We start from the raw sequence: 21,756 nt of genomic DNA, 5'->3' as shown, positions 1-21,756 counted from the left end.
GAGTGGGGCTCGACGCTGGAATTAGTTGCCGAGCACGATTTCCACGCGGCGGTTCTGGGCTTTGCCGAGGGGGGTATCGTTGGGGGCTACTGGCTCGGTGGCGCCGTGGGCGTACACTTGGATGCGGCCGGTGGGGAAGGCGCTGGCGCTTTTCTGCTCCAGCCACTGCTCCACGGCCAGGGCGCGGGCTTCGGAGAGCTGCTGGTTGCGCTGCGGGTCACCGGTGTTATCGGTGTGGCCGTGCACGGCTACTTTCAGGCTGCCAGCTACTACTAAGTCATCAAAAAGCTTCGAGAGCTGACGTTCGGCGGCGGGGGTGAAGGAGCTCTGGCCGGTGTTGAACTCAATGTTCCAGGCCCGGCGGCTTACGCTCTGGCGGATTTCATCATCAGCGGCAAACTGCTGGGTTTCGGCAGGGGCCAGGGTTTTGCCCTGGTATTTGCCTTGCAGCTTGCGAAGCACGGTCAGGTCCAGCATGTTGTCGAGGGGCTCATAGGTGGGCAATTCCTTAGGGTAGAGCTTGCTTTGCACGTCGCCGAAGGTCTTGTACACCGAGGCGTAGATGTTGGTGCCGCCTTCGTTCAGGCCAAACAGGGTCAGGTTATCGGAGAAGTTGAAGGCCTTGCTGCCGCCTAGTTCCACCACCTCGCCGTTGCGGTCTGCTTCGCTCACGCCCTTGTAGTAGCGCAGCCAGTAGGCGCCGTTCTTGTCCCGGTCGCCGTACACGGTGGCCGAGATATCGGCGGCGCGCTCCAGGGCTTCGGGGTGGGCTTTCACTTGGTCGCCGGCTACGGCCAGGGCCGTAATCAGGCTTTCCACCTCCTTGGTGTGGGCCTGGTACCAGCGCTTGGTGGTCACCATAATATTGGGCATCTGGTTCGAGTAGTCTTTCGTGGAAACAATGTTCACTAGGCCACCTTTCTGCTTGGCAATGTTCACGTCGCCGGGAGTCCAGGTGGCTACGGCGTCGGCCACCACGTCTACTTTCACGCCGGTGTCTTTGCCGTTTACCACTTTGGTGCGGGCTTCGGGCTTGCCGATGATATACTTCTCGGCGGCAGCCAGGAAGTCGTTGGCAGCCATGAAGTTCACGGCCTCGGGGTCGTAGGTAGTTTCGTCGGGGTTGACTTTTAAGCCGTTGTCGGCGCACCACTTCAGGGCAATGTTCTGGTCGCCGTCGCGCAGGTAGCAGGCAATGGTTTTGCCCAGGGCCGCTTTCGGTTTATCAAGCCATTCCTTGGGGCCCATCAGCTTGTCTTCGCCGTACGATTTGCCCACGCTGTAGGGGATGATCTGGAGGCCAGTGCCTGCCTTTTCCAGCTGGGCCTGCACCGCTGAGAAGGCCGGCAGCCCGTCGCCCATAATGCTCACCAGCAGGCCCGGGGTGGCGGGGTTGTTCTGCAGATCTAGGGCGTTTTTTACCAGGTCGGCCTGCATTTTGGCTACGTCGTCCTGGCGCACAATCTGCATATCTAGGCCGTTGGCGGCCATGCTGGAGCCCTGGGTGGTGCGGGGGCCGCCGTTGGCCAGCATCCCGGCCATCTGGCTGTTCCAGGCCATTACTTCCCACACAATGGGCGAGCCTTTACCAACCGCCACTGTGCCGGGCAGCGGGGCCAGCGGCACCACCGTAGTAGAGCGGGCCCCGGCCGTAGCGGTGGGCAGCTCAATAGAGTTCAGCAGCACCGATTCAGTAGCCGCTTTTTTGAAGACTAAACCACTCGACACCACTTTGTTGATGCCGAAGTACAGGAGCGCCACAATGAGGGCACCCAGTACAATTTTACCGCGAGTTGTCATGATATGTGTAGGGAAAGAGAGTTGAAAGGGAAGAGGTGTTGGTGTGCCGTTTAGGCTTAGGCTTGAGCTGTTAAGCTGGCTTGGAAGCTAGGGCTAGTTCCCCTCCTCGGATGAGGAGGGGCTAGGGGTGGTTGAAGTGGCCTAGAACGGTTTTGTAGAGCTAGAGCTAGTTGACGTCCAGACGATTGTCAACCACCCCCAACCCCTCCTCATCTGAGGAGTGGAGCTAGCTCCTGGCCTAGCTCTAGTTGCATTCTGGTTATAGCTTAGTCAAGCAGGTTGCTGTAGGCGTCGTTGGTGGCGGTGCGGGTTTGGGCGGTGGTTTTTGTGGGGGCTGACTTGGAGTCGAGGAGGGCGTTGAATTCGCCTTTCTGGTATTTCTCCAGTAGGCGCTGGCCTTTCTCGCTCATCACGCCGTTCTGGATGTCCATTTCCTTCACGAACTCCTGGCTGTAGCGCATGGCCTGCTTGATCTGGCCGAGCTGCTGAGCCATGTCCTGGGCCACGCGGTCGGTGGCCAGGTCGAAGAAGTACTTCTTGTCAGGGTCGCCGCGCAGGATGTTCATGGCGGCGCGCATGCCGGAGCTGGTGCGTTTCACCAGTTCGTACTCGTCCTTGAGCAGGTTCACCTTGAACTTGCTGCCATCAATCTGGCGGAGCGCGGCTTTCAGGATTTGGCGCATCACCAGGCTCACGTTGGCCGTGGTGGTGAGCATAGGCGTGAGGCGCTGGTTGTACTCTTGCAGCTGGGCGGCGCGGGAGGCGTAGCTTTCGGCGGCGTCCTTTTCACCCTGGCGGGTGGCGGAGTCGGCCAGCGAGAGGTACTCGTGCATCTGGTTCTGATTGGCGGTCAGCTTGCGCTTTACCAACTCGTGAGCACCCTCAATGTGGCCTACCTCGGCCTCCATTTTCTTAGCTTCCTGCTCGGTATTGCGGATGTAATCCTGCATAATCCCGATGGGGTCGGTGTTGACGAAGATGCTGGCGGCGGTCCGAAAAATCCGCTGCCCGGCGTACCAGAGGCCGGCCTGCAGACGCTTGTTAGTGAGCAGCAGAAACAGCACAAACACGCAGCCTAGGCCTATACCCAGCTTCACGGTATCAAACACGATATCGACGAGGTAGGGCACTATCACACCCCAGCTGTAGACGCCGGCGGCCACTACGCCACCGAGAAAGATCCAGCCGGCTACTTTTTCGGGCTTTTGCCACTTGGGCAGGCCAGAAGTTGGTTCGAAGGGAAGAAGCGTGTTCATAGCATTAGCGGTTAGTGGTGGAAGAAGGGCCAGACTGGCCTAGCAGAAATGATTGAGTAGCCTGGCGGTGGGCCTGCAATTCCGCGGCCGCCGAGGTGTTAGCCAGCTCGTAGGAAGCCAGCGCCGTTTGGGCTTTTTGCCGCTCGGCCTGGAGCTGTTGCTGGGTGGCGTGCAGCTCCTGGTGCTTTTCATCTAGCTGCCGGGTTAGCTCGGCCAGCGTGTTCTGGAGCTGTTGCTCCTGCTGCTGCAGCTTCACCAGCGGACTAGCCGGCTCTTTGCCAGTGGGCGTTTCCCCGATTTTTTCGCGGTGGCGCGCCAGAATCTTCTGGTGGTCGGCAGTCAGGGTTTGCTCAAACTGGTCGGCGGAGTTCAGCAGGGCGGGCAGGTCTAGGCCAGTCACGGCGGCGAAGGCATTGAAGGCCGTTTGGTAGAGCACGGGGCCGCTCAGGCCGCTGGCGGCCATGCTTTTCACCATTTTGATGTAGGCCATGAAGTCCTTGCCGTTGCCGGTGAGCAACTGCCCGATGTGGTCGAGGTGGCGCTGCTCGGGCTGGGTTTGCAGGGGCGGGGCTCCGGATGCTGGCTGAGCGCCCTGGAAGGTCGCAGTAGGCTGGTAGGCCGGCGTCGTGGCGGGCAGTGGCCTAGGAGCGGCGGGGCCGGCAGGAGCAGCCTCGTCGGGCTCCACGAAGAAGTCTTTGGCTGCTTTGGCGAGGTTGTCGAGAATAGCCATGGTTGAAGTGGTGGTTGGTCTGCGCCGGTAGGTGAATGGCGATGTAGACCAGATTCCAAGACGGATGCCCACTTCCGGTATTTGTCAATGGCTATGAATTAAGTATTTGATAATCAATGAATAAAAATAAAATACCCCATCAGATGCGAAATCTGATGGGGTGATAACCCTTCCAAAATGGTAGGGTGGAATTACCGAAACGGATAGGTTGATAAGGGTAGAACGATGTAAAGACGCGACACCGGACTACGCTAACTTGCGGTTCAGCGCTCCTCGTTGAACGATAACGCTGGAACGACTGGCCTAGAACGAATACCCTTGAACGTCATGCCGAGCTTGTCGAGACATCTCGCTCGAATCGTTGAATTACCCGCCCAACGTCAGCACGCGAGATGTCTCGACAAGCTCGACATGACGTTCTAGATTTATCTGTCAGTAACCTATGCTGGCTATACACTCGTTAAAGCGGTGCACAATAAACAACATCAGCACGCGCCGAGACGCGAAGTGTCGCGTCTCTACAGCCGTCCAACAACACCTGTTAGGTTGTTAGTAGAGTGCGGCCGTCCCAGGTACCCTCGGCGCTTAGTATCCGGAAACGAGCAAACAGCTCCTCGCCGTACCATTTCTCCTGGCGGGTAAGCTTGATGACTTCTTTGTGTTTCTCGCTGCGGTAGGCATATTCCTGCATGGCCTGCGCCGATTCCCACAAGCTAAATGTGGCCTGCCGCACTACGGGCAACTCTCCTAGGCCTATGGCAGCGCGCACGCCAGGGGCATGGGCTACAGTGGCACTGGTAGGAGCCACATAACGCCAGAATCTGGGAGTTTTCTGCCACCGAATAGAGGCGCGAGTCAGCACCGCAACGGGGCCGTCGGGGGCTGTTTCTTCAGTGGGGTAATCAAACGGATTCACCCCATCCCATAACCCATGCGACTTCAAGGGGGCCAGCTGCGCCGTCCAGATTTCTGCGGTGCGCTGTCGATACTCCTGCCACAGTGGGTGTGCGGTGAAAAAGGTCTCGGCGGCCTCTGCAGAGTCCCACACGGCCATGAAGCCATAGCGGTGCAGGTTGGGTAGGGCGCCAAAGCCATTGGCTCCGCTGCCCAGTAATTTCTGGAAGCGTAGGCCCGGCACCCGCCGCAGCGGTTGTTGCGCGGTGCCCATCTGGGCCAAGCCCCACCGGACGTTTCCCGGCCTGAGCGTTAGAATGGAAAGGGTTGTAAGCAAGTGAGTACGAGTTAAAAGCAACGGCTCTGCACCTTATGCGCAAAACCTCCGCGTTCCTCCGCAGGAACCGTTGCCTGCCCGAAACAACAAAAAAGGGCCGGAACTGCTTCCGACCCTTCTCAAATTTATGCAGTGGCCTAGGGGCTACTTGGGGTTTACCTGAGCGTGCTCGTCGCCGGTGGGCTGGTACCGCTCGCCAGTGGCCACGGCTTTCACGTAGCCGAAGGCGCGTACCAACACGCTGCTGGGTTGGTCCCAATACTCACCGCGGTCAATGTCGATTTTCAGCAGGGCAATGTTTGGGTCTTCGGGACCTTTGGGGAACCAGGCGCGCAGGCCCTCGCTCCACAACTCCTTAATCTTAGCTTGGTCGGTCAAGATAGAGGCAGTGCCCGAAATCGACACGTACAGGTTATCATTGGGGTTGGAGTAGCCCAGGTTTACGTGCTGATCTTTGCGCACTTCGAAGATCTTGGCCGAATCCTTCTCGGTGAAAAACCACAGGATGCCATCGTTCTCCGGCTTGTGCGTGTACATAGGCCGGCTGTGGAGGCCACCTTCCGCATCGGCGGTGGTCAGCATGGCAATCTTGATATCTTTGATTCTATCGATCAGCTTAGTCACATCGTGACTTTGGGCAACTTGCTCAGCCATTGTCTTCGGGTTTTGGTGGTATAGGATGGAGGTAGGAAATACGGCCGGGGCGCCTGAAGGTTCAGCTAGCGTATTTTTGCCGACCTTCCGCTCCTCATGAATTTTCTCGCTCACCTGCTCCTCTCCGGCACCCCCGCCATTACCCCCAACTACGAGGACGTGGTGGTGGGCAACTTCGCCGCCGAAGCCGTGCGCGGCCAAGCTGGCCTACTGGCCTACGCGCCCGCCGTGCAGCGCGGCATCCGGCTCCACCGCTTCATTGACACCTTCACCGACGCCCACCCAGCCGTGCGCCGCACCACTGCCCGCCTGCGCGAAGCTGGCCTCGGTAAGTGGGCTGGGGTGGTGTCTGATGTGGCCTACGACCACCTGCTGGCCCGCGACTTCCCCCAGTACCACTCTAACCCCGCCGAGCCGCTGCCCGCCTTCGCCCAACGCATGTACGCCCTGCTGCACGCCCGCCGCCACGAGCTGCCGGAGCGCCTGCAACAGATGCTGCACTACATGCGCCAAGGCGACTGGCTTACCGGCTACGCCCATCCAACTGGCCTAGAGCAAGCCCTGCTAGGCCTCTCGCGCCGCGTGCCCGCCGCAGCAGTGCTAGCAACAGGAGCAGCCGCGTTTCAAAAGGAGCTGCCGACATATGAAGCAGATTTCGCAGAGTTCTGGCCGGAGCTGCGGGCGGCGGTAGCGGATTATGTGTTTTCTCTAGATAAAAATAATTGATACTGTAACCCGTATTTTCGTTGTTTCACTTCAGGAGGTATGCCTCTTTGTTAATTTGTAATGAATGTTTTGAATAAAATATTTAAAGTAATAGTTGGGGTTTTTATTCTAGCTGCATGTCTATTTTTGACATTGTCAGTTTATGATAAAACAATAAGCCCGCATTATATACGTGGCAAATCGAATCTAAATAATATACGTAAAGTCCGTGAAGGTATGAGCGTTCGAGATGTTTCAATTATTATGGGCGAGCCACAAGGTGCGAATACTATCTATGCTTTAGATAGTGCCGCTAAAGTAGAGGTAAAGTGCTTGCAATATTTTTATGAAATACCTCCTGGTTCATCCGGCGATTGCAGGATCATATTTGATACTCTCAATACTGTAAAATATATATATTGGAGGAATTGATCTTGGTTTATATTTTATTGGTAAAAAATGTTTGTGTCGAGAGATAAAGTGTGGACTAGGAATTGTGGAATTAATCTAAAATAATATGCAATGTTAAAATAGGCAATTTAGAGGATGCTTTAATTGTATTCTGCTGTTTTATTTTTAATAGACTAGATCTATTAAAATACAAAACGGGGCCAAGTGGCCCCGTTTTGTATTATTACATCAAATCGCAAACAGCTTAGTGCTGATGACCGCCTTCGCCGTGTACGTGGCCGTGTGCTAGCTCTTCCTGGGTAGCCTCGCGTACTTCGGCTACTTTGCCGTCGAAGTGCATCACCATGCCGGCGAGGGGATGGTTGAAGTCCATTTTTACAGTGTCAGCGCCGATGTCGACGATTTTGCCCTGCATGTGGTGGCCCTGGTTGTCGGCCATGGGCAGGAAGTTGCCCACTTGCACCATCTCATCGTCGATTTTACCGTCGATTTCGAATACGTTTTTCGGGATGTCAACTACGGCTTGCTGATCGTAGTCGCCGTAGGCCTGCTCGGGGGTGAGGGAGAAGTTGAACGTGTCGCCGGCCTGCTTGCCGTTGAGCTGGTTTTCAAACTCTTCGGGTAGGCCACTCTGGCCGAACAGAAATACCATGGGCGCATCGGCCTCGGCCGATTCTACGAGAACTTTCTCTTGGTTTTCGTCGGTCACACTTAGGTCGTAGGTGATGGTGACGACTTTGTTGGGGCTGATCTGGGCCATAATGCTGGAAAGGACGCGGGCGTCCGGGGATGGGTGAGAAATAGGTTCGGCTGGCTAGTTACGGAAATGGCCGTTAAAAACGAGCCTCCGAACACCTGTCATACTTGAACCCGGCCGGGGGAGTTGTGGCTATGTAAAATTTTGGCATTGCCTAACAGGGTTATTCGCTGGTCGTTAAGCTCAAGGGTACACTTGATCTTACCCCAATACGCCTTTCTGTTCCTTCCCTCAGCTTTCGTATGAAAACTATTATTCCTGCCCTCCTGATGAGTGGCGCTCTGCTGGCTAGCTGCCAGTCTAACTCTTCTAAGTCCGAGAACAGCACCCCCGCTACCCAGCCCGGCGACTCAACCGCCACTGCGTCCGCCACGGCCGATACCGTCGCTAATATCGGCAGCCCGGAACTCCTGCACACCCTCGACGAGGCCCACAACACCCCCGATGGCCTAGCGCTGGCGCCCAACGGCAGCCTGATTCTGTCGGTGCCCAACCTGGCCAACAACTCCTACCCGGCGGTGCTCATGGAGATGACCGACACCAGCCTAAAGCCCTACCTCACCAACCTGCCCGTGGAGCCCACCACCAAGAAGGCCGCGCCCATGGACCTGGCTTTTGGCCCCGATGGCAACCTCTACTACGCCGAAAACCAGTACGAAAACAGCAAAGATTTTAAGTCAAGGCTGATGCGGGTGCGGGTGCAGAACGGCAAGCCCGGAGCGGTAGAAACGGTAGTCGATAACTTTGCGCTGGCGAATGCCGTGGTTTGGAAGGGCAACACGCTCTACGTGACCGACAGCCAGTGGGACATGCCCGACAACGACAAGGGCAGTGCCATTCTGCACTTCACCCTGGCCGAACTCAGCAAAGGCCCCATCCACCTCAAGCCCAAAACCAAGGACCCGCACGTGCTGGCCATGTTCACGACCACCGTGAACGAAACCGGCGTCGACAATGGCGCCGATGGCATGGACTACGACAGCCAGGGCCGTCTTTACACCGGGTCCTTCGGCGATGGCAAGTTTTACCGCGTAACTCTGAAACCTGATGGGAGCCTGGCCAAGCAGGAAACCCTCACGCTCACCGGCAAGCAAATTCCCTGCATCGATGGCCTCATCATCGACCGAGCCACCGATAAAGCCTACGTGTGCAACTCCCGAGAAAACGCCATTGAGGTAATTAATCTCAAGGACAACTCGGTGACTACCCTCGCCAAAAACGGCGACACCGATGGGGCAGGTGGCCTACTAGACCAGCCCGCCGAAGTGCTGCTCAAAGGCAACCGCCTCTACATCTCCGACTTTGATAAGCCGGAGAAGAACTTCGTCAATAAAAAGTCCGACGCCCCGCATACCATGTCGGTGATTGACCTGCAATAGGCCTAGCCAATCCTGCAGCATACCCTTTGCCTCTGACCACCAGCGCGTCATCCTGAGCAGCGCGAAGGATCTTGACAGGTAAGAACGACTGGCTTAGTGCCTCGTGCTTTCGCTATAAGATCCTTCGCGCTGCTCAGGATGACGTGGTTTGGTGGTGGCCAAGGCCAGTTGGTTTACTAGCACAACGACAGCACGCGAGATTACTCGGTAAGCTCACTATGAGGTTCTATTCAAGCCTTGCCTAGGCCAGTTTATCTAGCTCCTCGCGCCACACAGCCACAAAAGGTTCCTCTTCGCCGATGCGGTAGGCGCAGCGCATGATGTTGGTGTTGGTCTCGATGGCTACGTTGCCGTCTTTGTCGATGGCAATGAAGCCTTTGTCGCCCTTAAGGTCTTCGTCGCGGAGCTTCACGGCCTCGCGGCAGGCTTCAGTGGCTGAGAGGCCCTTATATTTCACTAGGGCATAGACTTCATGAGCCAGGGCGCCGCGCATAATAATCTCACCGTCGCCGGTGCAGGAAACGGCGCAGGCCTCGTTGGCCGCGTAGGAGCCGCCGCCTACAATGGGGCTGTCGCCGACGCGACCTTTGAGCTGGCCCTCAATGCCGCCCGTACTGGTGGCCACGGCCAGGTTGCCATCTTGGTCTAGGGCTACGGCCCCAACGGTATCTTGTTCCTGAGGTTCTTTCTCTTCCTCCTGCATAATTTCCAGCCATTCCTTCCGAGCCTTTTCCGTCTCGAAGTAGTGTACGGCTTCCATCTCCAGGCCATGCTGCAGGGCAAACTCAACGGCACCTTCGGAGGCGAGAAATACGTGCTTACACTTCTCCATCACGGTGCGGGCCAGCGTAATAGGGTTCTTGACGTAACGCGCGCTGTTGACGGCGCCAGCCCGCAGCGTGCGGCCATCCATAATGGAAGCGTCCATCTCTACCTCGCCCTGCTTGTTGAGGCTGCTGCCGCGGCCGGCATTGAAGTGCTCATTGTTTTCGAGGCTACGCACAGCGGCTTCCACCGCATCGAGGGCGCTGCCGCCGCCGTGTAGCACTTCCCAGCCAGCTTGTAGGGCTTGCTGAAGGCCTTCACGAATGGCGGCTTCTAGATCTGGCGTCATCTTGCTGGGGTCCATGGTAACGGCCCCGCCGTGAATTACAATGGAATAGGTAGGCATGGGTGGTACTGCTAGAAGGTGGTGCTAGCAGGTACGCAGTAAAAAAAGCCCCGTTCCACTGAAAAGGGCTTTTAAGTGTTAGTACGAAGCCCCGAATAAATACGGAGGCGTGGTGATTGAGTGAACGAAGTGCCTTTATAAAGGTAGCATTATGAGAAATGAATAGCTCCAAAATGGCAAGGCAGTTAATGCTTCCTAATTGTTACAATCAGTCCTGACAAGTCGCTTCTTCAAGATCTAAGTTGCTTGAAGAGATGAAGGCACCTCGTTCCGCTCAGCGTTTCTCCGCATATCTAATCCTCTATCTTTAGGGCTTAACTAGACATTATTATGCGTGAGTTCATCACAATGCTCTTGTTGGCTGTGTCAATCCTATTCGCTGGCTGCAGTACTCGCCCTACTGCAGGTGTACCCGTTGGGAATGAGCAAAACAGTGCTCATGAGGCTGTACAATGGGAGCTTATATCAGCTGATTCTGGGCAGACAATAACGCTAGGACCAGATCCAACACTTGTTTACAGAGAAGTGCAGTTGTCGAATGTTGTGGCAGGTAGCTCTGCTTATTCGGCCTTTATGCTATGTAACCAAGACTCATTGGGAACTCTACACTTGCTTGTGCAGCTGGATACGCAACGGCACTCCATCAAAAAGTTGGAGCTGTTATATATTGGCAATACCCCCAAGCACAAGCTCAAACAAATAGGTGATGGAGTCGGGCATTATGATGCAAAGGACCAGCGATATTACTTCGATGTGGCCTACCAAACCATTTCGGAGTTGCCGGAGAACATACGCTTCTTTAGTAGCCTATACCAGATAAACGGTTGGATTTCTACTGAAACCGCTACCGCAGGTCTGCAGCCGCTAAGAATCGCTGATTGAAAAAATGACACCATCAGCATTTGCCTGCTTGACTTGTCAAAGCAGGCAAATACTGATGGTGTCTGACCTAAAGTTCTGCCGGAATAAACCGCTACTGCAACTCCCAAGCGGTGCGGTACGCTCCGATGCTTTCTACATAGTCGAGAAAGGCTTTGTAGAAGGGATGGGAGCCAAGGGTGCTGGAGTCGCCCACGAGGAGGAGCTTGCGGCGGGCGCGGGTCATGCCCACATTCATGCGACGGATGTCGGAAAGGAAGCCGATTTCACCCTGGGGGTTACTGCGAGTGAGACTGATGGCAATGATGTCGCGCTCCTGACCCTGGAACGAGTCAACGGTTCCGATGCTGAGCATGCGGTGCTCCATGAGGCCTACCAGTTCGTCGTTTTCCTCTACTGCATCCTTCAAATAGTTGATCTGGGCGCGGTAGGGGGCAATTACGCCGATGGTGAGCAGGTCGGCTTCGTGCTCAGCCTGGTCGTAAGGCTCCAGGAGTTGCGAGAGGCGCTTGAGCAGCAGGTCCGCTTCCTCGGGGTTGGCGGTAGAGCGGCTTTCCTCGATGGTGATTTCCTGGAAGCCGAAGCCGGCCGTATCCAAGAATTCCACGGCCATATCGGGGGCGAAGCGCAGGTCGTAATCGGGCAAGTCGGCATGGGCCACGCTGGGCGCGGCTTTCAGGCGGCCTTCATAAAACTGTTCCGAGCTGAATTCCATGATCTGCTCGTGCATGCGGTATTGCACCTCCAGCATGCGCGCCGTGTTGGGCTGCCGCCGGATGCACTTTTCAAACAGCGTTTCGCGTAGGCCACCCTGAGCGGCTTTCTCGCTCTTCACGGTGGGCGGCAGCTGCTGATGGTCGCCAGCCAGCACTACGCGGTTGGCCTTGGTAATCGGAATCCAGCAGCCCGGCTCCAGGGCCTGGGCGGCTTCGTCGATAAACACGGTTTCGTAGGTCAGGTGGCGGATGGCCCGGTTAGAGGCTCCCACAAGGGTGCACGTAATTACCTGTACCTGTTCCAGCAGATCCTCCGTGATGTAGCGCTCCAGCTGGTCTGACTCCTGCAGCAGCAGGTGGGCCTGCTCCTTTAGGTGGCGGCGCTGCTCACGCTCCTCCCAGCCAAAGTGGCGCTTGAACTTACCAGCCTGCTCACGGTATTGCTCGGCGGTCTGGCGCATGCTTTTCAGCTCGGCGTAGCTCTTGTGGTTCATGATCTGCGCATCCAGCGTGTGCTGCAGCAGCAGATCCGACACCCGCGAGGGGTTGCCCATTCGAATTACGTTCACGTTGCGCTCGGCCAGCTTTTCCGTCAGCAAGTCCACGGCCGTGTTGCTGGGGGCGCACACCAGCACCCGCCGCTCGCGCCGGATAGTTTCCAGAATAGCCTGCACCAGCGTGGTGGTTTTGCCGGTGCCGGGAGGGCCGTGGATGATGGCCACATCCTGGGCCGCTAGCACGTGGCGCACCGCCGCCAATTGGCTTTCATTGAGGGGAGAAGGATAGTAGAGCTGGGCTTCTGACTCCGGCTTGTATCGAGCCGGTTTGGCACCCAGCAGCACGTCGCGCAGCTCCGCCAGGCGGCCATCGTAGGCGCCCATCACTTTGCCCAGGGCGTACTCCATCTCGCGGTAGCTCACCTCGTCGAAGGTCAGATCTACGCCCAGCTTGCCTTCGTCCACCCAGTCGGGGAGGTCTTCCTTGGTGGTGGCCAGCAAGATTTTGTTGCGCTTCACGCTAGTGATAACGCCGTTGAGCGTAGGCCTATCGGAGCCCGAGCGACCGGGAATATTGCCGAACAGGGCCGCATTTTTGCCTACCTGAAACAGGTGTAGGCCACCCTGGCTGGCGGGGCGCTCCAGCTCAATGACGAGCTTGCCCCCGAAGCCGATATCTTCCTTGGTTATTTTGACGGGATACCACGTCAGGCCGCGCTGCTGGCGCTCCGCAATGGAGGCCTTAGCGCTCTTGATTTTAAATTGTTCTAGGTCCTCCTGCTGCTCGAGCTTCATGAGGGCCTCCACCTTGCGCAGCTCTTTCTCTAGTGCGTAAGGGTCGGTATAGGTAGGTTGTTCAGACAAAAGAAGGGAGTATTTGTAGATTCGTTGATAACAACGAAACGGGCAAAAGAGTGGCCGAAGGTCGGGGAGAAAATTAACTTTAGCTGTTCAAGTGATTTGAGTACACTTCATGCCCAACCCGCCTAAATCTGTCGGACTATTCCGCAAGTTTGTTTCAACGGCTCGTTCAATTACTACGGGGCAGGTAAGCATACCGCTCGGGGTAAGACGTTTGGATAAGCATTTGTATTGGTTATCTGATTACAACATCAAGCCATTGAATGACGCAGAAGTAGCTACAGTAAAAGAGTATTGTGCTCTTATTAGAGAATTTCCGATTGAGCAGGAAAGAAATTACTGGGCACCTGGAGTATTGAAGGAGATAGATGAACGGCTTGATCAGATTACTGCCAAGTACCAACCGGAGCTTATGAATATCCTTCTTCGGATTGTAACGGAAGCACCTGCCAGCAACTACTCAGCTTAAATATTAGATGCTATTCTTAAGCTCCTAGCCGATACTTTGCGCGGGAACTTGCTATTACGTGGCTGACGAGTACAAATGATTTTTTGACAAAAGCTGTGTGGTTCGTTGCTAGGGTCTATTACGGCTGTGCTTTATTTGTTTCAACTTTATCTGTTGAGGGCTATCAAAAGCAATGCTGAATATGAAACTGCTGAAATTCGTTGAGTCAATCCAGATTGCTTGTCCGCAACAGCAGGTATTTGAGTACACCCAAGACTACAGCCAGCGCCTGGTGTGGGATACTTTTCTGCGGGAAGCTATCCTGCTTGATGGTGCGCAGGAAGCCGCCAAGGGCGTAAAATCGTGGTGCGTTTCTAAGCATGGCATCGGGATGGAAACGGAGTACGTGTCGTTCAATCCGCCCACCGTTGCGGCTATAAAGCTGACTAAGCCAGCGGGAATGTTTGCCGCATTTGCCGGTTCCTGGCGTTTTGAGGAAATAAGCACTAGTCTCACCAAGGCAACGTTTACTTATTCCTTCGCGCTGAAACAGCCATTGCAGCTATTTTCTACCTTGGTCAAATACATCTTGGCGCATAACGTACGTGGTCGTTTGCGCGATTTGAAGCACACATTAGAGCACCGCTAACCGTGCCTCGTTTGTCTAGCTATAGGGGGTAAGTCCAAGAGGTATAATAGGATAGCCTATAGGTGAAGTAGGCTAATTGTAATTAGCCAGCTGTAAATAACACCGCTGTATAGTGCCGTTGGGTCCGAAGAAAAAGACATAGCGTATAGATTGATCGAAGGTAGAGATGATATGATGAAAGCCTAGGCCACCTTCTTCATTATCGCTGACTTCTGCCAACAGCATATCATTGTGCAGCCGCGAGAACGTGATAACCATTCAGCCTTTCTTGCCTCCAGAAGCCCTAGTTAATGAGGCCGTTATTGAGGAGTAGTAGGGCTTGTGATAGGCTGCTTGATCTAGCGTAAATAGAGAGTCCCGCAACCGGCCTGTTTCCTTATAACCAGCATAGCCCCATTGTTTTCCGAGCTCTTCTATAAATACAGACTGGCTCTGGTGAACAATACTGTCAAATACGGCAACGCAGTCACTCTTGCCTCGCATCTTGAGGAATTCAGGATCGGTCTTGATGTATTGAAAAGCCTTCAGATATAAACTTTCTGGCCTAGGCCTGGGCGATTGACCAATAGCTAAGATGGGAACCAGTGCCAGAGTAAAGGCAAAGAATAACTTCATGTGCAACAGTCCAAATAGTTTAAGAAAGCTACACTCTATTTGAACTCACCAATGTGCCAGAGCACGCCGGCGGGGTCGTGCACGAAGCCCTCCTTACCCCAGTCCTCGTGCCGAATGGGTGCAACCCGGACCCCAGCATAGTGGCCGGGTAAATCTAGCGCCGTAAGCTCCGCCCAATACTGCTCCACGTCTTCCACTTCCAGAAACAGCATGGTGTTGTCTACCCATTCGGGCACGTAGTAATCCTGCAGGTAAAAGCATACTCCCTCACGTGAAAAGAGAGACATACCCGGCGAAAGCACCGTTTCAGCAAATCCCCAGGCTTGATAAAAGCTGCGCGAAACAGCGAAATCTTTGGCCCCGATGAAAGGACGCAGGGAACGGATTTGCTGGGACATAGATAGTATCAGGGGTAGAAAGGCTTTTGTAGAATACAGCTGGCGTGACAACTAAGCAATGTGTAATTCAAATTACAGCTGCGGCCGATTCCTATCTGGAACAGACGAGGAGCCAGAAAACACTGTTTTCCACCAAGCAACTAAGGCTAAGAGAAAACCTAAAAGGCATAACGGAAACCAGCTCCATTGTTCTAAACCCTCAGGAAACAGTAGCAGCCAACATATCCAGATAAAGAACAACTCGTGAACTAATATGACAGACCATGTAGCTGCTGTCTCTAGACGGTCAGTGATTTTAAGGTCTGACATGCGTTTCTGCAGATAGAGCACTAAGCCGGTAAATAGAATAATGGCTATTCCTTGCAGTGAGAAAAGTACTGCCCACCCAACAAGCATAAAAAACACATTCCGAACCCCCAAAAAACGCGCCACTCCAAGGGTATAAGAAGAGACCTTAAGTATAGATCCGTAAGCTGTCATGAGATAAACAGAGGTGAAAGTCGTACGAAAGTCAGCAGAATTTTAGAAGGTCTCTATATTGAGCACTGATCCTAGCTCTCCTGTCACCATACTTTAGTTCTTTTTACCAACCAATGCCCTACCAACCAAACCCCTCCCGCTATTCCTCCATGCTTTACCGGCGCTGTGGCCAGAGTGGCCTCAAGCTGCCGGCGGTGTCGCTAGGCCTCTGGCACAACTTCGGCGACGTGGATGTGCTCAGTAACTTCCGCGCCATCCTGCACCGGGCCTTCGACAGCGGCGTGACGCACTTCGACCTGGCGAATAACTACGGTCCGCCGCCCGGCTCCGCCGAAACCAACTTCGGCCGCATTCTCAAGGAGGATTTCCGCGGCTACCGCGACGAGCTGATTATCTCCACTAAAGCCGGCTACCACATGTGGGAGGGGCCCTACGGCGAATGGGGCTCCCGCAAATACCTCATCTCCAGTCTCGACCAGAGCCTCAAGCGCATGAAGCTGGACTATGTGGACATCTTCTACTCGCACCGCCCCGACCCGGATACGCCCCTGGAAGAAACCATGGGCGCCCTCGACCACGCAGTGCGCCAGGGCAAGGCGCTGTACGTGGGCATCAGCAACTACCAACCCGAGGAAGCTGCCCGGGCCATGGAGATTCTGCGGGAGCTGGGCACGCCCTGCCTGATTCATCAGCCCAAGTACTCCATGTTTGAGCGCTGGGTAGAAGGCGGCCTGCTGGACCTGCTAGGCCAGGAAGGCGTGGGCTGCATCCCGTTCTCGCCCCTGGCCCAGGGCCTGCTCACTGACAAGTACCTGCGCGGCATCCCCGAAGATTCGCGCGTAGCCAAAGGCGTCGGCTTCCTCACCGAAAATCAACTCACCCCAGAGCGCCTGCAGCAGATTCAGCAGCTAAACGCGCTAGCGCAAGAGCGCGGCCAGAGCCTGGCCCAAATGGCGCTGTCCTGGATTTTGCGGGATGAGCGGGTAACGTCGGTGCTCATCGGAGCCAGCAAACCCGAGCAACTTACGGACTCTCTGCGCTGCTTGGAGAATATCCAGTTCAGCGAGGAGGAGCTAAGCCGGATCGAAGGAATTTTGCGTTGATAGAGAGGGCGTATGCTTTCCTTCAACCGGTCATGCTGAGCTTGTCGAAGCATCTTTGCCTCAGGCTAACTCCTGCCGTGAGGACGAGGCGGTAGAGATGCTTCGGCAAGCTCAGCATGACGAGAATTGGTAGTAAAAATGCTTATAAACCAGTAGGCCAGTTAAGTACCAAACGCTGGTGCTCAACTGGCCTACTGGTTTTCTGTCATTCCGAGCAAAGCGAGGAATAACAATTCTACTGCTTACTCAAACGTGCCCAACGACTCCACGTGGGCTTTGCTGCCGTCGGTTACCCAAGAGTCGAGCTGGGCGGGGTCTTTCATTTGCTGGCCGCGGCTGCGGGGTACTACCAGGTAGCCGCACTTCACATCCGCGAGGGCCGACATGTCGCTCCAGAGCTTCTCGATTTGGGCTACGGGGTAAATATCCTCCTGGCCGTGGCCCCAGCGGTACTTCACGTCTTTAATGGTGACGTACGTGGGGATGCGCTGGGCTACGCTGCGCACGGCGCGGGCCAGCTGGGCCTCGTCGCCGGTTTGCAGGTCTTGGCGGGTGAGGCCGAAGAGCTCCAGCAGCGGGTCTACCTGAATCCAGGTGGTCATGGAGTTGTAGTAGCTCAGGGCCAGCTCGTCCTCCTCGTGGGGTTGAGCGAGGCCTTCCAGCAGGCGCACTTGGCCGTTCACGCGGGCCAGTCCGCCGCCGCGGTCCTCGATGCGGCGCGGTATTACCTCGAAGGTCAGCACGTTGCGGGAAGCTAGGTGGTAGCCCAGCGCTGCCGCGTGCACGTCGGCACCCAGGGTGTCGATGTTGTGGAGCATGAGGGTTTCCACCTGCGGATTCTCGCGCAGCAGTTGGGCCAGGGTGCCGTTACGTAGCAGGTTCGATACCTCGTACCAGTGGCCTAGGGGCGAGAACCGCTGAGCCGCAATGTTGTCGACGTAGTCGGTGCCTTCGCCCTTGCCTTTGGCCCAGTTGATCATGCTGCCACGCACGGCGTCGCGCACTTTCTGCTTGTTCTCGTCGAGGGTTTCCTGGGGCATTTCCTCCCACATAAAGCGCAAATCGCGCTCGGTAGGCACGAAACGCTGCCCGATGCTGCGGCCCTCGGAGAGATAAACCGGCCCCGAGTACCCAAAGTTGCTGGTAGAGGCCAGCTGCTTGCGGATGGGCTCGTGCGTGAGGTAGCTGGTAGCCACTACGTGCGGAATAACGGCGCCGTACTGCTGAGCCACGCGGCGCGTTTTGGCCAGGTGAATTTCCAGGAAGCTGCGGTGACGGCCGTTGAACTCCACGAAGGGGTTCAGGGCCTTAATAACGCCGGCGCCTTTGGTCCAGCGGCTGCCTACGCCGGCGGCTAGGCTCAGCACGGCTACTTTATTGGCCCGAATAGCTTCTTCACCGGCGGCCTCGTACTGGCCTAGGCTATCGAACTGCACCACGTCGGGCGTTTGCACGTCCTCAATGGTGGTGTCGTCGGAGAGGCGGTTGCGCGAGAGACCAATACGGCCTTTCTGCAGCTCCTCCCGAATGTCTTCGTGCTGAATGTAGTCGAAGCCGTTTTCCTGCTTGATGCGCTCCGCCTTCTCGTTTTCCGTGCTTCGGTTGCCCTGGGCTGTGGGGTCCGATACCTTGAATAGGTTGCTAACGATGGTGCGCAGCAGGGGGTAAGCCAGGTTGTTTTGCTCGCAGTGGGTGGTGAAGAAGTCGATTTCCGCGCGCCGGATGTAGGCAATGGTTTCCGGCTCCTGCTTCACCAGCTGCGACACATGGATGGCGTAATACTGCTCGGGCATCAGCGCCTCGGCGCCCTGGTGCAGGCTGGCCCAGGTGCCGCGCTTGTTGATGCTCCAGTTGTACACTACCGGCTCCATGGCAAACGGCAGCGAAGCCGATAGCTCCTGCTTGGTTTGGCGCAACAGCTCCAGCACCCGCACCTTGTAGTGCTCGTACTTGTCGGGGTTCACAAACATGCCCATGCCGCCGCCCGACATGCCGCCCAGCATCAGGAAGCCGTAGTAATCAGCCCCAAACTCCTTCTTGGCTTTGGCAATCAGCTGCTCAGTAAAGTAGGTGGTAGCCCAGGGAATAATGGTTTTGATGGGCCCCTCGAAGTTGCGGGCCGTGTTGGCGCCCAGCTTCTGAATATCACCCTCCCGGATGGCGGCCAGAATGTTGTCGAATACCTCGTTGGTTTGCTGGCGGGCAGCGGTTTCCTGTTGGCCGCGGAGCAGGTACTTTTCGGTTACCATCTCCAGGATGGGGCCTACGTTGGAGGCCATGCCGCCGTGCATGAGCACCAACGACTTCATAATGCGCTCCTCCATTTCGGGGTGCACTTCCTCGCCCTCCAGCACCCGGTGGCGCGGCAGCAGCGTGCCGCGACTGATGTCGTACTCCGGGTCGCCGGGCTGCGCAAACGTGCCCTGAATGGCCTTGATGCCCGGCCACACGCCGCCCGAGTCCTGCCAGCCGCCGCCTGAACCGCCAATCCACTCGCCCAGAATAGCCCGCGAGGCCACCAAACGCCGCTCGCTCTCCTGTAGGCCACCCGTCAGCTGCTGAGTCTGGCCGGTGGCGCGCATCAGCAAGCTGATGATGGAGCCTAGCAGGTTGGTAGACACCGCGAAGCGTGAGCCTTTCGGAATATCGTTTACCTTGGTAACCAGCTCAATACCCATACCCGGCGCCACCATGCGGGCCAGAATATCGGGGAGGCTTTGGTTGGTGCCTTCAAAAGAGGGCGGAATCATACCGGAGGCAATGACGCCGGCTTTCACCAAGCTCAAATAGTCATTGCCGAAGTTGAAAAGGTCGGCTAGGTCGTGGATGTCCTTGGTGGTGTTCAGGTCGATGCTGGTCAAACGCAGCACCGGGTCCGGAATCACGCGCACGTAGGCGTGCAGGGGCGGCAGAATGTCTTTGTCGCGCCCGAACATGCCCAGGTCGATGGAGAGGTTCACCACGCGGGCGCCCTCGGGGTAGTCCATGCCCAGGAAGAAAATATCCGACCAGCCGCTGTGTGTAAGGTCCATGCGCACGGAGGTGCTCTCGTGCAGGACGGGGTAGAACAAGCTGCCTTCCTGGCGCTGGAGCAGCTGCGGGTGAATCCGGATGGGGTGCTCTTCCTGGTGGCCTACGCGGAACATCCACTGGTTGCCCTTGCTAGAGCGCACGCTCTTGCGCACCTGGTCGGCCAGAATCTGGAAGGAAAGGTGGTGGTAGCTCTCGGCCAGGGCGCTGAACAGCGTGGCGTTGGGCCCGTGCGTGTCCAACTCCTTCAAAAATGTGCTGATGGCGTGCTCAAACCGGCGTCCCAGCAGGTCCTCAAAGCCCGCGTACGGAATGTTGCCCACGGGCGCAATTTCCGGCGACTCCTGCAGGAAGAACCGGAAGCCCGCGTACAGAAATAGGATGGCCCGCACCTTGTCGTAGAGGTTGGGCGTGGCCTTCCGGAACTCGTCCAGCTCCCGCAGGTGCTGCAGCAGCGCACGGGCCGAAAGCCCGCGGCTCAAGTCGTAAAACGACCGGTTCCGCACCGCTGGGTCAGTGGAGGTAATAGTATCTATAAATGCATTCATGAAGATGCGTAGGTTTTATGGAGTAGATCCTCGGTAGGAGTGGCCTAGAACAACTAAGAAAGGTCGTCATGTCGAGCTTGTCGAGACATCTTGCGTGCTGACGTTGGGTTACTATTGCAACATCAGCACGCAAGATGTCTCGACAAGCTCGACATGACGTGCTGGGACATCTGTCCTTCTAGGCCACCTTCCACTACCCTTTAGTTCTGCTGGGGCTTGCGGGCGTTGGCTTCGGCAAGCAGCTCTACCAGGGTGGTGAGGGTTTCGTCGTGGGCTTCGCCGGCCAGGCCTAGGGCTATTTGGGCGCGGAGCAGGCCTTGCTTGCGGCTGAGGTCGTAGCGGCTGCCTTTCACTTCCAGGGCCAGGTACTTATCAGAAGCGGCCAGCTCTTGCAGGGCGGGCGTGAGGAGGACGTTGGTGTTGTCCTGGGCCATCTGCGACTCCAGAATGGTGAAAATAGCGGGCGTGAGCACGTGCATGCCGAAGAAACACAGGTAGTAGCCAGCGCGTAGGCCAGGCGTTTGCAGCTCCAGCTCAGCCAGGCTCAAAGAAGGCTTCTCAATGATTTTATCAATCTGATAAATTCCTACCTGGCCCGCTACGTGCTTACCCGTAACGGTGCCATAACGGCTTACCTGGTGCTCAATAGTGGGGTTTACGGCCGATACGGCGCATCCTTCCTGCCCGGCCAGCTCCAGCAGCTGGGCGGCGCAGCGCTGCCGAGGTACATCTGATACGTAGAGGTAATCACCCAACATCAACAAGAACGGCTCGCCATTTACGAACTCCTTGGCGCAGTACACGGCGTGGCCATAGCCGCGGGCCTCCTGCTGCTCCGCAAACTGCGTCCGGCTGAGCAGGTGGTCAATCTTCTCCGCTTCCTGCTTGGCCCAATCAATGCCCTGGTATGATTTAAGCAGCGTATCGCGCAGGGAGTGGAAAGCGGCCAGGTACCGCTCCCCGTCGCCGGGGGCACAAACAATGCACAACTCCTCAATACCACTGCTGAAAGCTTCCTCGGCAATAATCTGAATGACCGGTTTGTGGAGGCCATCCACGTCAACGACGGGCAGCATGGACTTTTGGATAGTATCAGCTACTGGGTAGAGCCGCACGCCGCGGGCCGCCGCCGTAATAACGGCCTTTTTAATCTTCATCATAAGGTGTTTGTAGTCAAAGCATAAGTGGCCTAGCTGGCGCGCCAGTCAATCGGTTGGGTGATTGTAGCTGCGCGCGTCTCCTCTTGGAAAGAGGCTAAACTACTCATTGGAGGTGCACAAATAAACGGGGAAAAAGGAAGTGATTCCCTAGTACAAGGCATCTTTTGTTCGGCAAAATCCAAATCGTATCGTGCAAAGAACTAGCTACTTGCTACCGTAATCGATACCGGTAGCAAGCCTTCCGCCGTGGCTTAGTAGGCTGCGTGGCTGGTTACCCG

General features: G+C 56.2%; 19 protein-coding genes. 7 read left to right on the top strand and 12 right to left on the bottom strand.

Translation table 11 applies throughout. The annotated features are described in order from the left end of the window. Positions 1 to 21: 21 nt before the first annotated feature. The 5 genes from EU557_RS24235 to EU557_RS24215 form a co-directional block, all read right to left on the bottom strand. Positions 22 to 1,800: an OmpA family protein gene (locus EU557_RS24235; protein ID WP_135533031.1), complete on the bottom strand. Its 1,779-nt coding sequence runs from the start codon at positions 1,798 to 1,800 to the stop codon at positions 22 to 24. Positions 1,801 to 2,066: 266 nt separating this feature from the next. Then, a complete protein-coding gene (locus tag EU557_RS24230; protein ID WP_135533030.1) occupies positions 2,067 to 3,056 on the bottom strand; it encodes a hypothetical protein in 990 nt (329 codons plus the stop codon). Positions 3,057 to 3,060: 4 nt separating this feature from the next. Continuing rightward, complete coding sequence (locus EU557_RS24225; protein WP_135533029.1) at positions 3,061 to 3,786, bottom strand: hypothetical protein; 726 nt, start codon at positions 3,784 to 3,786, stop codon at positions 3,061 to 3,063. Positions 3,787 to 4,327: 541 nt separating this feature from the next. Then, positions 4,328 to 5,017, bottom strand: coding sequence for a spheroidene monooxygenase (locus EU557_RS24220; RefSeq protein ID WP_245326379.1), 690 nt, complete (start codon positions 5,015 to 5,017; stop codon positions 4,328 to 4,330). 144 nt (positions 5,018 to 5,161) lie between these two features. Then, on the bottom strand, positions 5,162 to 5,671 hold the full coding sequence (locus EU557_RS24215) for a pyridoxamine 5'-phosphate oxidase family protein (protein ID WP_135533028.1): 510 nt from the start codon (positions 5,669 to 5,671) through the stop codon (positions 5,162 to 5,164). 96 nt (positions 5,672 to 5,767) lie between these two features. On the opposite strand from EU557_RS24215, the gene EU557_RS24210 reads away from it, so the two are divergent. Both EU557_RS24210 and EU557_RS24205 read left to right on the top strand, forming a co-directional pair. Beyond that, positions 5,768 to 6,397, top strand: coding sequence for an acyl carrier protein phosphodiesterase (locus EU557_RS24210; protein ID WP_135533027.1), 630 nt, complete (start codon positions 5,768 to 5,770; stop codon positions 6,395 to 6,397). A 60-nt stretch (positions 6,398 to 6,457) separates the two neighbouring features. Then, positions 6,458 to 6,808: a hypothetical protein gene (locus EU557_RS24205; protein WP_135533026.1), complete on the top strand. Its 351-nt coding sequence runs from the start codon at positions 6,458 to 6,460 to the stop codon at positions 6,806 to 6,808. A gap of 223 nt (positions 6,809 to 7,031) precedes the next feature. On the opposite strand, the gene EU557_RS24200 is transcribed toward EU557_RS24205, so the two are convergent. Then, a complete protein-coding gene (locus EU557_RS24200; protein ID WP_135533025.1) occupies positions 7,032 to 7,547 on the bottom strand; it encodes an FKBP-type peptidyl-prolyl cis-trans isomerase in 516 nt (171 codons plus the stop codon). A 239-nt stretch (positions 7,548 to 7,786) separates the two neighbouring features. Here EU557_RS24200 and EU557_RS24195 point away from each other — a divergent pair, with 239 nt between their 5' ends. Then, positions 7,787 to 8,923, top strand: coding sequence for an SMP-30/gluconolactonase/LRE family protein (locus tag EU557_RS24195; protein WP_135533024.1), 1,137 nt, complete (start codon positions 7,787 to 7,789; stop codon positions 8,921 to 8,923). A 241-nt stretch (positions 8,924 to 9,164) separates the two neighbouring features. On the opposite strand, the gene EU557_RS24190 is transcribed toward EU557_RS24195, so the two are convergent. Further along, positions 9,165 to 10,094 carry an isoaspartyl peptidase/L-asparaginase family protein gene (locus tag EU557_RS24190; RefSeq protein ID WP_135533023.1) on the bottom strand — a complete coding sequence of 310 codons (930 nt, stop codon included), beginning with the start codon at positions 10,092 to 10,094 and terminating at the stop codon, positions 9,165 to 9,167. A 330-nt stretch (positions 10,095 to 10,424) separates the two neighbouring features. On the opposite strand from EU557_RS24190, the gene EU557_RS24185 reads away from it, so the two are divergent. Then, positions 10,425 to 10,976 (top strand): hypothetical protein, encoded by a 552-nt coding sequence (locus EU557_RS24185; RefSeq protein ID WP_135533022.1) that lies wholly within the window; start codon positions 10,425 to 10,427, stop codon positions 10,974 to 10,976. A gap of 91 nt (positions 10,977 to 11,067) precedes the next feature. Here the strand turns inward: EU557_RS24185 and EU557_RS24180 are convergent, their stop codons facing one another. Then, positions 11,068 to 13,050: an AAA domain-containing protein gene (locus tag EU557_RS24180; protein ID WP_135533021.1), complete on the bottom strand. Its 1,983-nt coding sequence runs from the start codon at positions 13,048 to 13,050 to the stop codon at positions 11,068 to 11,070. Positions 13,051 to 13,159: 109 nt separating this feature from the next. Between EU557_RS24180 and EU557_RS24175 the strand changes: the two genes are divergently transcribed. Both EU557_RS24175 and EU557_RS24170 read left to right on the top strand, forming a co-directional pair. Continuing rightward, positions 13,160 to 13,516, top strand: a complete 357-nt coding sequence (locus EU557_RS24175; protein WP_135533020.1) for a hypothetical protein — start codon at positions 13,160 to 13,162, stop codon at positions 13,514 to 13,516. A gap of 181 nt (positions 13,517 to 13,697) precedes the next feature. Next, a complete protein-coding gene (locus EU557_RS24170) occupies positions 13,698 to 14,144 on the top strand; it encodes an SRPBCC family protein (RefSeq protein WP_135533019.1) in 447 nt (148 codons plus the stop codon). Between the two features lie 258 nt (positions 14,145 to 14,402). Here EU557_RS24170 and EU557_RS24165 read toward each other — a convergent pair whose 3' ends face one another. Together EU557_RS24165 and EU557_RS24160 are read right to left on the bottom strand one after the other, a co-directional pair. Then, positions 14,403 to 14,759: a hypothetical protein gene (locus tag EU557_RS24165; RefSeq protein ID WP_135533018.1), complete on the bottom strand. Its 357-nt coding sequence runs from the start codon at positions 14,757 to 14,759 to the stop codon at positions 14,403 to 14,405. 35 nt (positions 14,760 to 14,794) lie between these two features. Next, positions 14,795 to 15,157: a VOC family protein gene (locus tag EU557_RS24160; RefSeq protein WP_135533017.1), complete on the bottom strand. Its 363-nt coding sequence runs from the start codon at positions 15,155 to 15,157 to the stop codon at positions 14,795 to 14,797. Positions 15,158 to 15,750: 593 nt separating this feature from the next. On the opposite strand from EU557_RS24160, the gene mgrA reads away from it, so the two are divergent. Then, complete coding sequence (mgrA, locus tag EU557_RS24155; RefSeq protein ID WP_135533016.1) at positions 15,751 to 16,740, top strand: L-glyceraldehyde 3-phosphate reductase; 990 nt, start codon at positions 15,751 to 15,753, stop codon at positions 16,738 to 16,740. A gap of 242 nt (positions 16,741 to 16,982) precedes the next feature. Here mgrA and EU557_RS24150 read toward each other — a convergent pair whose 3' ends face one another. Both EU557_RS24150 and EU557_RS24145 read right to left on the bottom strand, forming a co-directional pair. Beyond that, a complete protein-coding gene (locus tag EU557_RS24150; protein WP_135533015.1) occupies positions 16,983 to 20,318 on the bottom strand; it encodes a UTP--glucose-1-phosphate uridylyltransferase in 3,336 nt (1,111 codons plus the stop codon). 200 nt (positions 20,319 to 20,518) lie between these two features. Continuing rightward, on the bottom strand, positions 20,519 to 21,478 hold the full coding sequence (locus EU557_RS24145) for a UTP--glucose-1-phosphate uridylyltransferase (protein WP_245326378.1): 960 nt from the start codon (positions 21,476 to 21,478) through the stop codon (positions 20,519 to 20,521). Between the last annotated feature and the right edge of the window lie 278 nt (positions 21,479 to 21,756).

The sequence above is a fragment of the Hymenobacter wooponensis genome, from assembly GCF_004745865.1.
Lineage (GTDB): Bacteria > Bacteroidota > Bacteroidia > Cytophagales > Hymenobacteraceae > Hymenobacter > Hymenobacter wooponensis.
The sequence above is the reverse complement of the archived record's forward strand: the minus strand, read 5'-3'. Positions and strand labels throughout refer to the sequence as shown.

What these genes read in the sequence shown, in the direction of transcription:
- EU557_RS24230 (WP_135533030.1), bottom strand. Translation starts at nt 3,056, where the DNA reads ATGAACACGCTTCTTCCCTTCGAACCAACTTCTGGCCTGCCCAAGTGG.
- mgrA (WP_135533016.1), top strand. Translation starts at nt 15,751, where the DNA reads ATGCCCTACCAACCAAACCCCTCCCGCTATTCCTCCATGCTTTACCGG.
- EU557_RS24225 (WP_135533029.1), bottom strand. Translation starts at nt 3,786, where the DNA reads ATGGCTATTCTCGACAACCTCGCCAAAGCAGCCAAAGACTTCTTCGTG.
- EU557_RS24150 (WP_135533015.1), bottom strand. Translation starts at nt 20,318, where the DNA reads ATGAATGCATTTATAGATACTATTACCTCCACTGACCCAGCGGTGCGG.
- EU557_RS24170 (WP_135533019.1), top strand. Translation starts at nt 13,698, where the DNA reads ATGAAACTGCTGAAATTCGTTGAGTCAATCCAGATTGCTTGTCCGCAA.
- EU557_RS24200 (WP_135533025.1), bottom strand. Translation starts at nt 7,547, where the DNA reads ATGGCCCAGATCAGCCCCAACAAAGTCGTCACCATCACCTACGACCTA.
- EU557_RS24145 (WP_245326378.1), bottom strand. Translation starts at nt 21,478, where the DNA reads ATGATGAAGATTAAAAAGGCCGTTATTACGGCGGCGGCCCGCGGCGTG.
- EU557_RS24210 (WP_135533027.1), top strand. Translation starts at nt 5,768, where the DNA reads ATGAATTTTCTCGCTCACCTGCTCCTCTCCGGCACCCCCGCCATTACC.
- EU557_RS24215 (WP_135533028.1), bottom strand. Translation starts at nt 5,671, where the DNA reads ATGGCTGAGCAAGTTGCCCAAAGTCACGATGTGACTAAGCTGATCGAT.
- EU557_RS24165 (WP_135533018.1), bottom strand. Translation starts at nt 14,759, where the DNA reads ATGAAGTTATTCTTTGCCTTTACTCTGGCACTGGTTCCCATCTTAGCT.
- EU557_RS24195 (WP_135533024.1), top strand. Translation starts at nt 7,787, where the DNA reads ATGAAAACTATTATTCCTGCCCTCCTGATGAGTGGCGCTCTGCTGGCT.
- EU557_RS24185 (WP_135533022.1), top strand. Translation starts at nt 10,425, where the DNA reads ATGCGTGAGTTCATCACAATGCTCTTGTTGGCTGTGTCAATCCTATTC.
- EU557_RS24190 (WP_135533023.1), bottom strand. Translation starts at nt 10,094, where the DNA reads ATGCCTACCTATTCCATTGTAATTCACGGCGGGGCCGTTACCATGGAC.
- EU557_RS24160 (WP_135533017.1), bottom strand. Translation starts at nt 15,157, where the DNA reads ATGTCCCAGCAAATCCGTTCCCTGCGTCCTTTCATCGGGGCCAAAGAT.
- EU557_RS24175 (WP_135533020.1), top strand. Translation starts at nt 13,160, where the DNA reads ATGCCCAACCCGCCTAAATCTGTCGGACTATTCCGCAAGTTTGTTTCA.
- EU557_RS24235 (WP_135533031.1), bottom strand. Translation starts at nt 1,800, where the DNA reads ATGACAACTCGCGGTAAAATTGTACTGGGTGCCCTCATTGTGGCGCTC.
- EU557_RS24205 (WP_135533026.1), top strand. Translation starts at nt 6,458, where the DNA reads ATGAATGTTTTGAATAAAATATTTAAAGTAATAGTTGGGGTTTTTATT.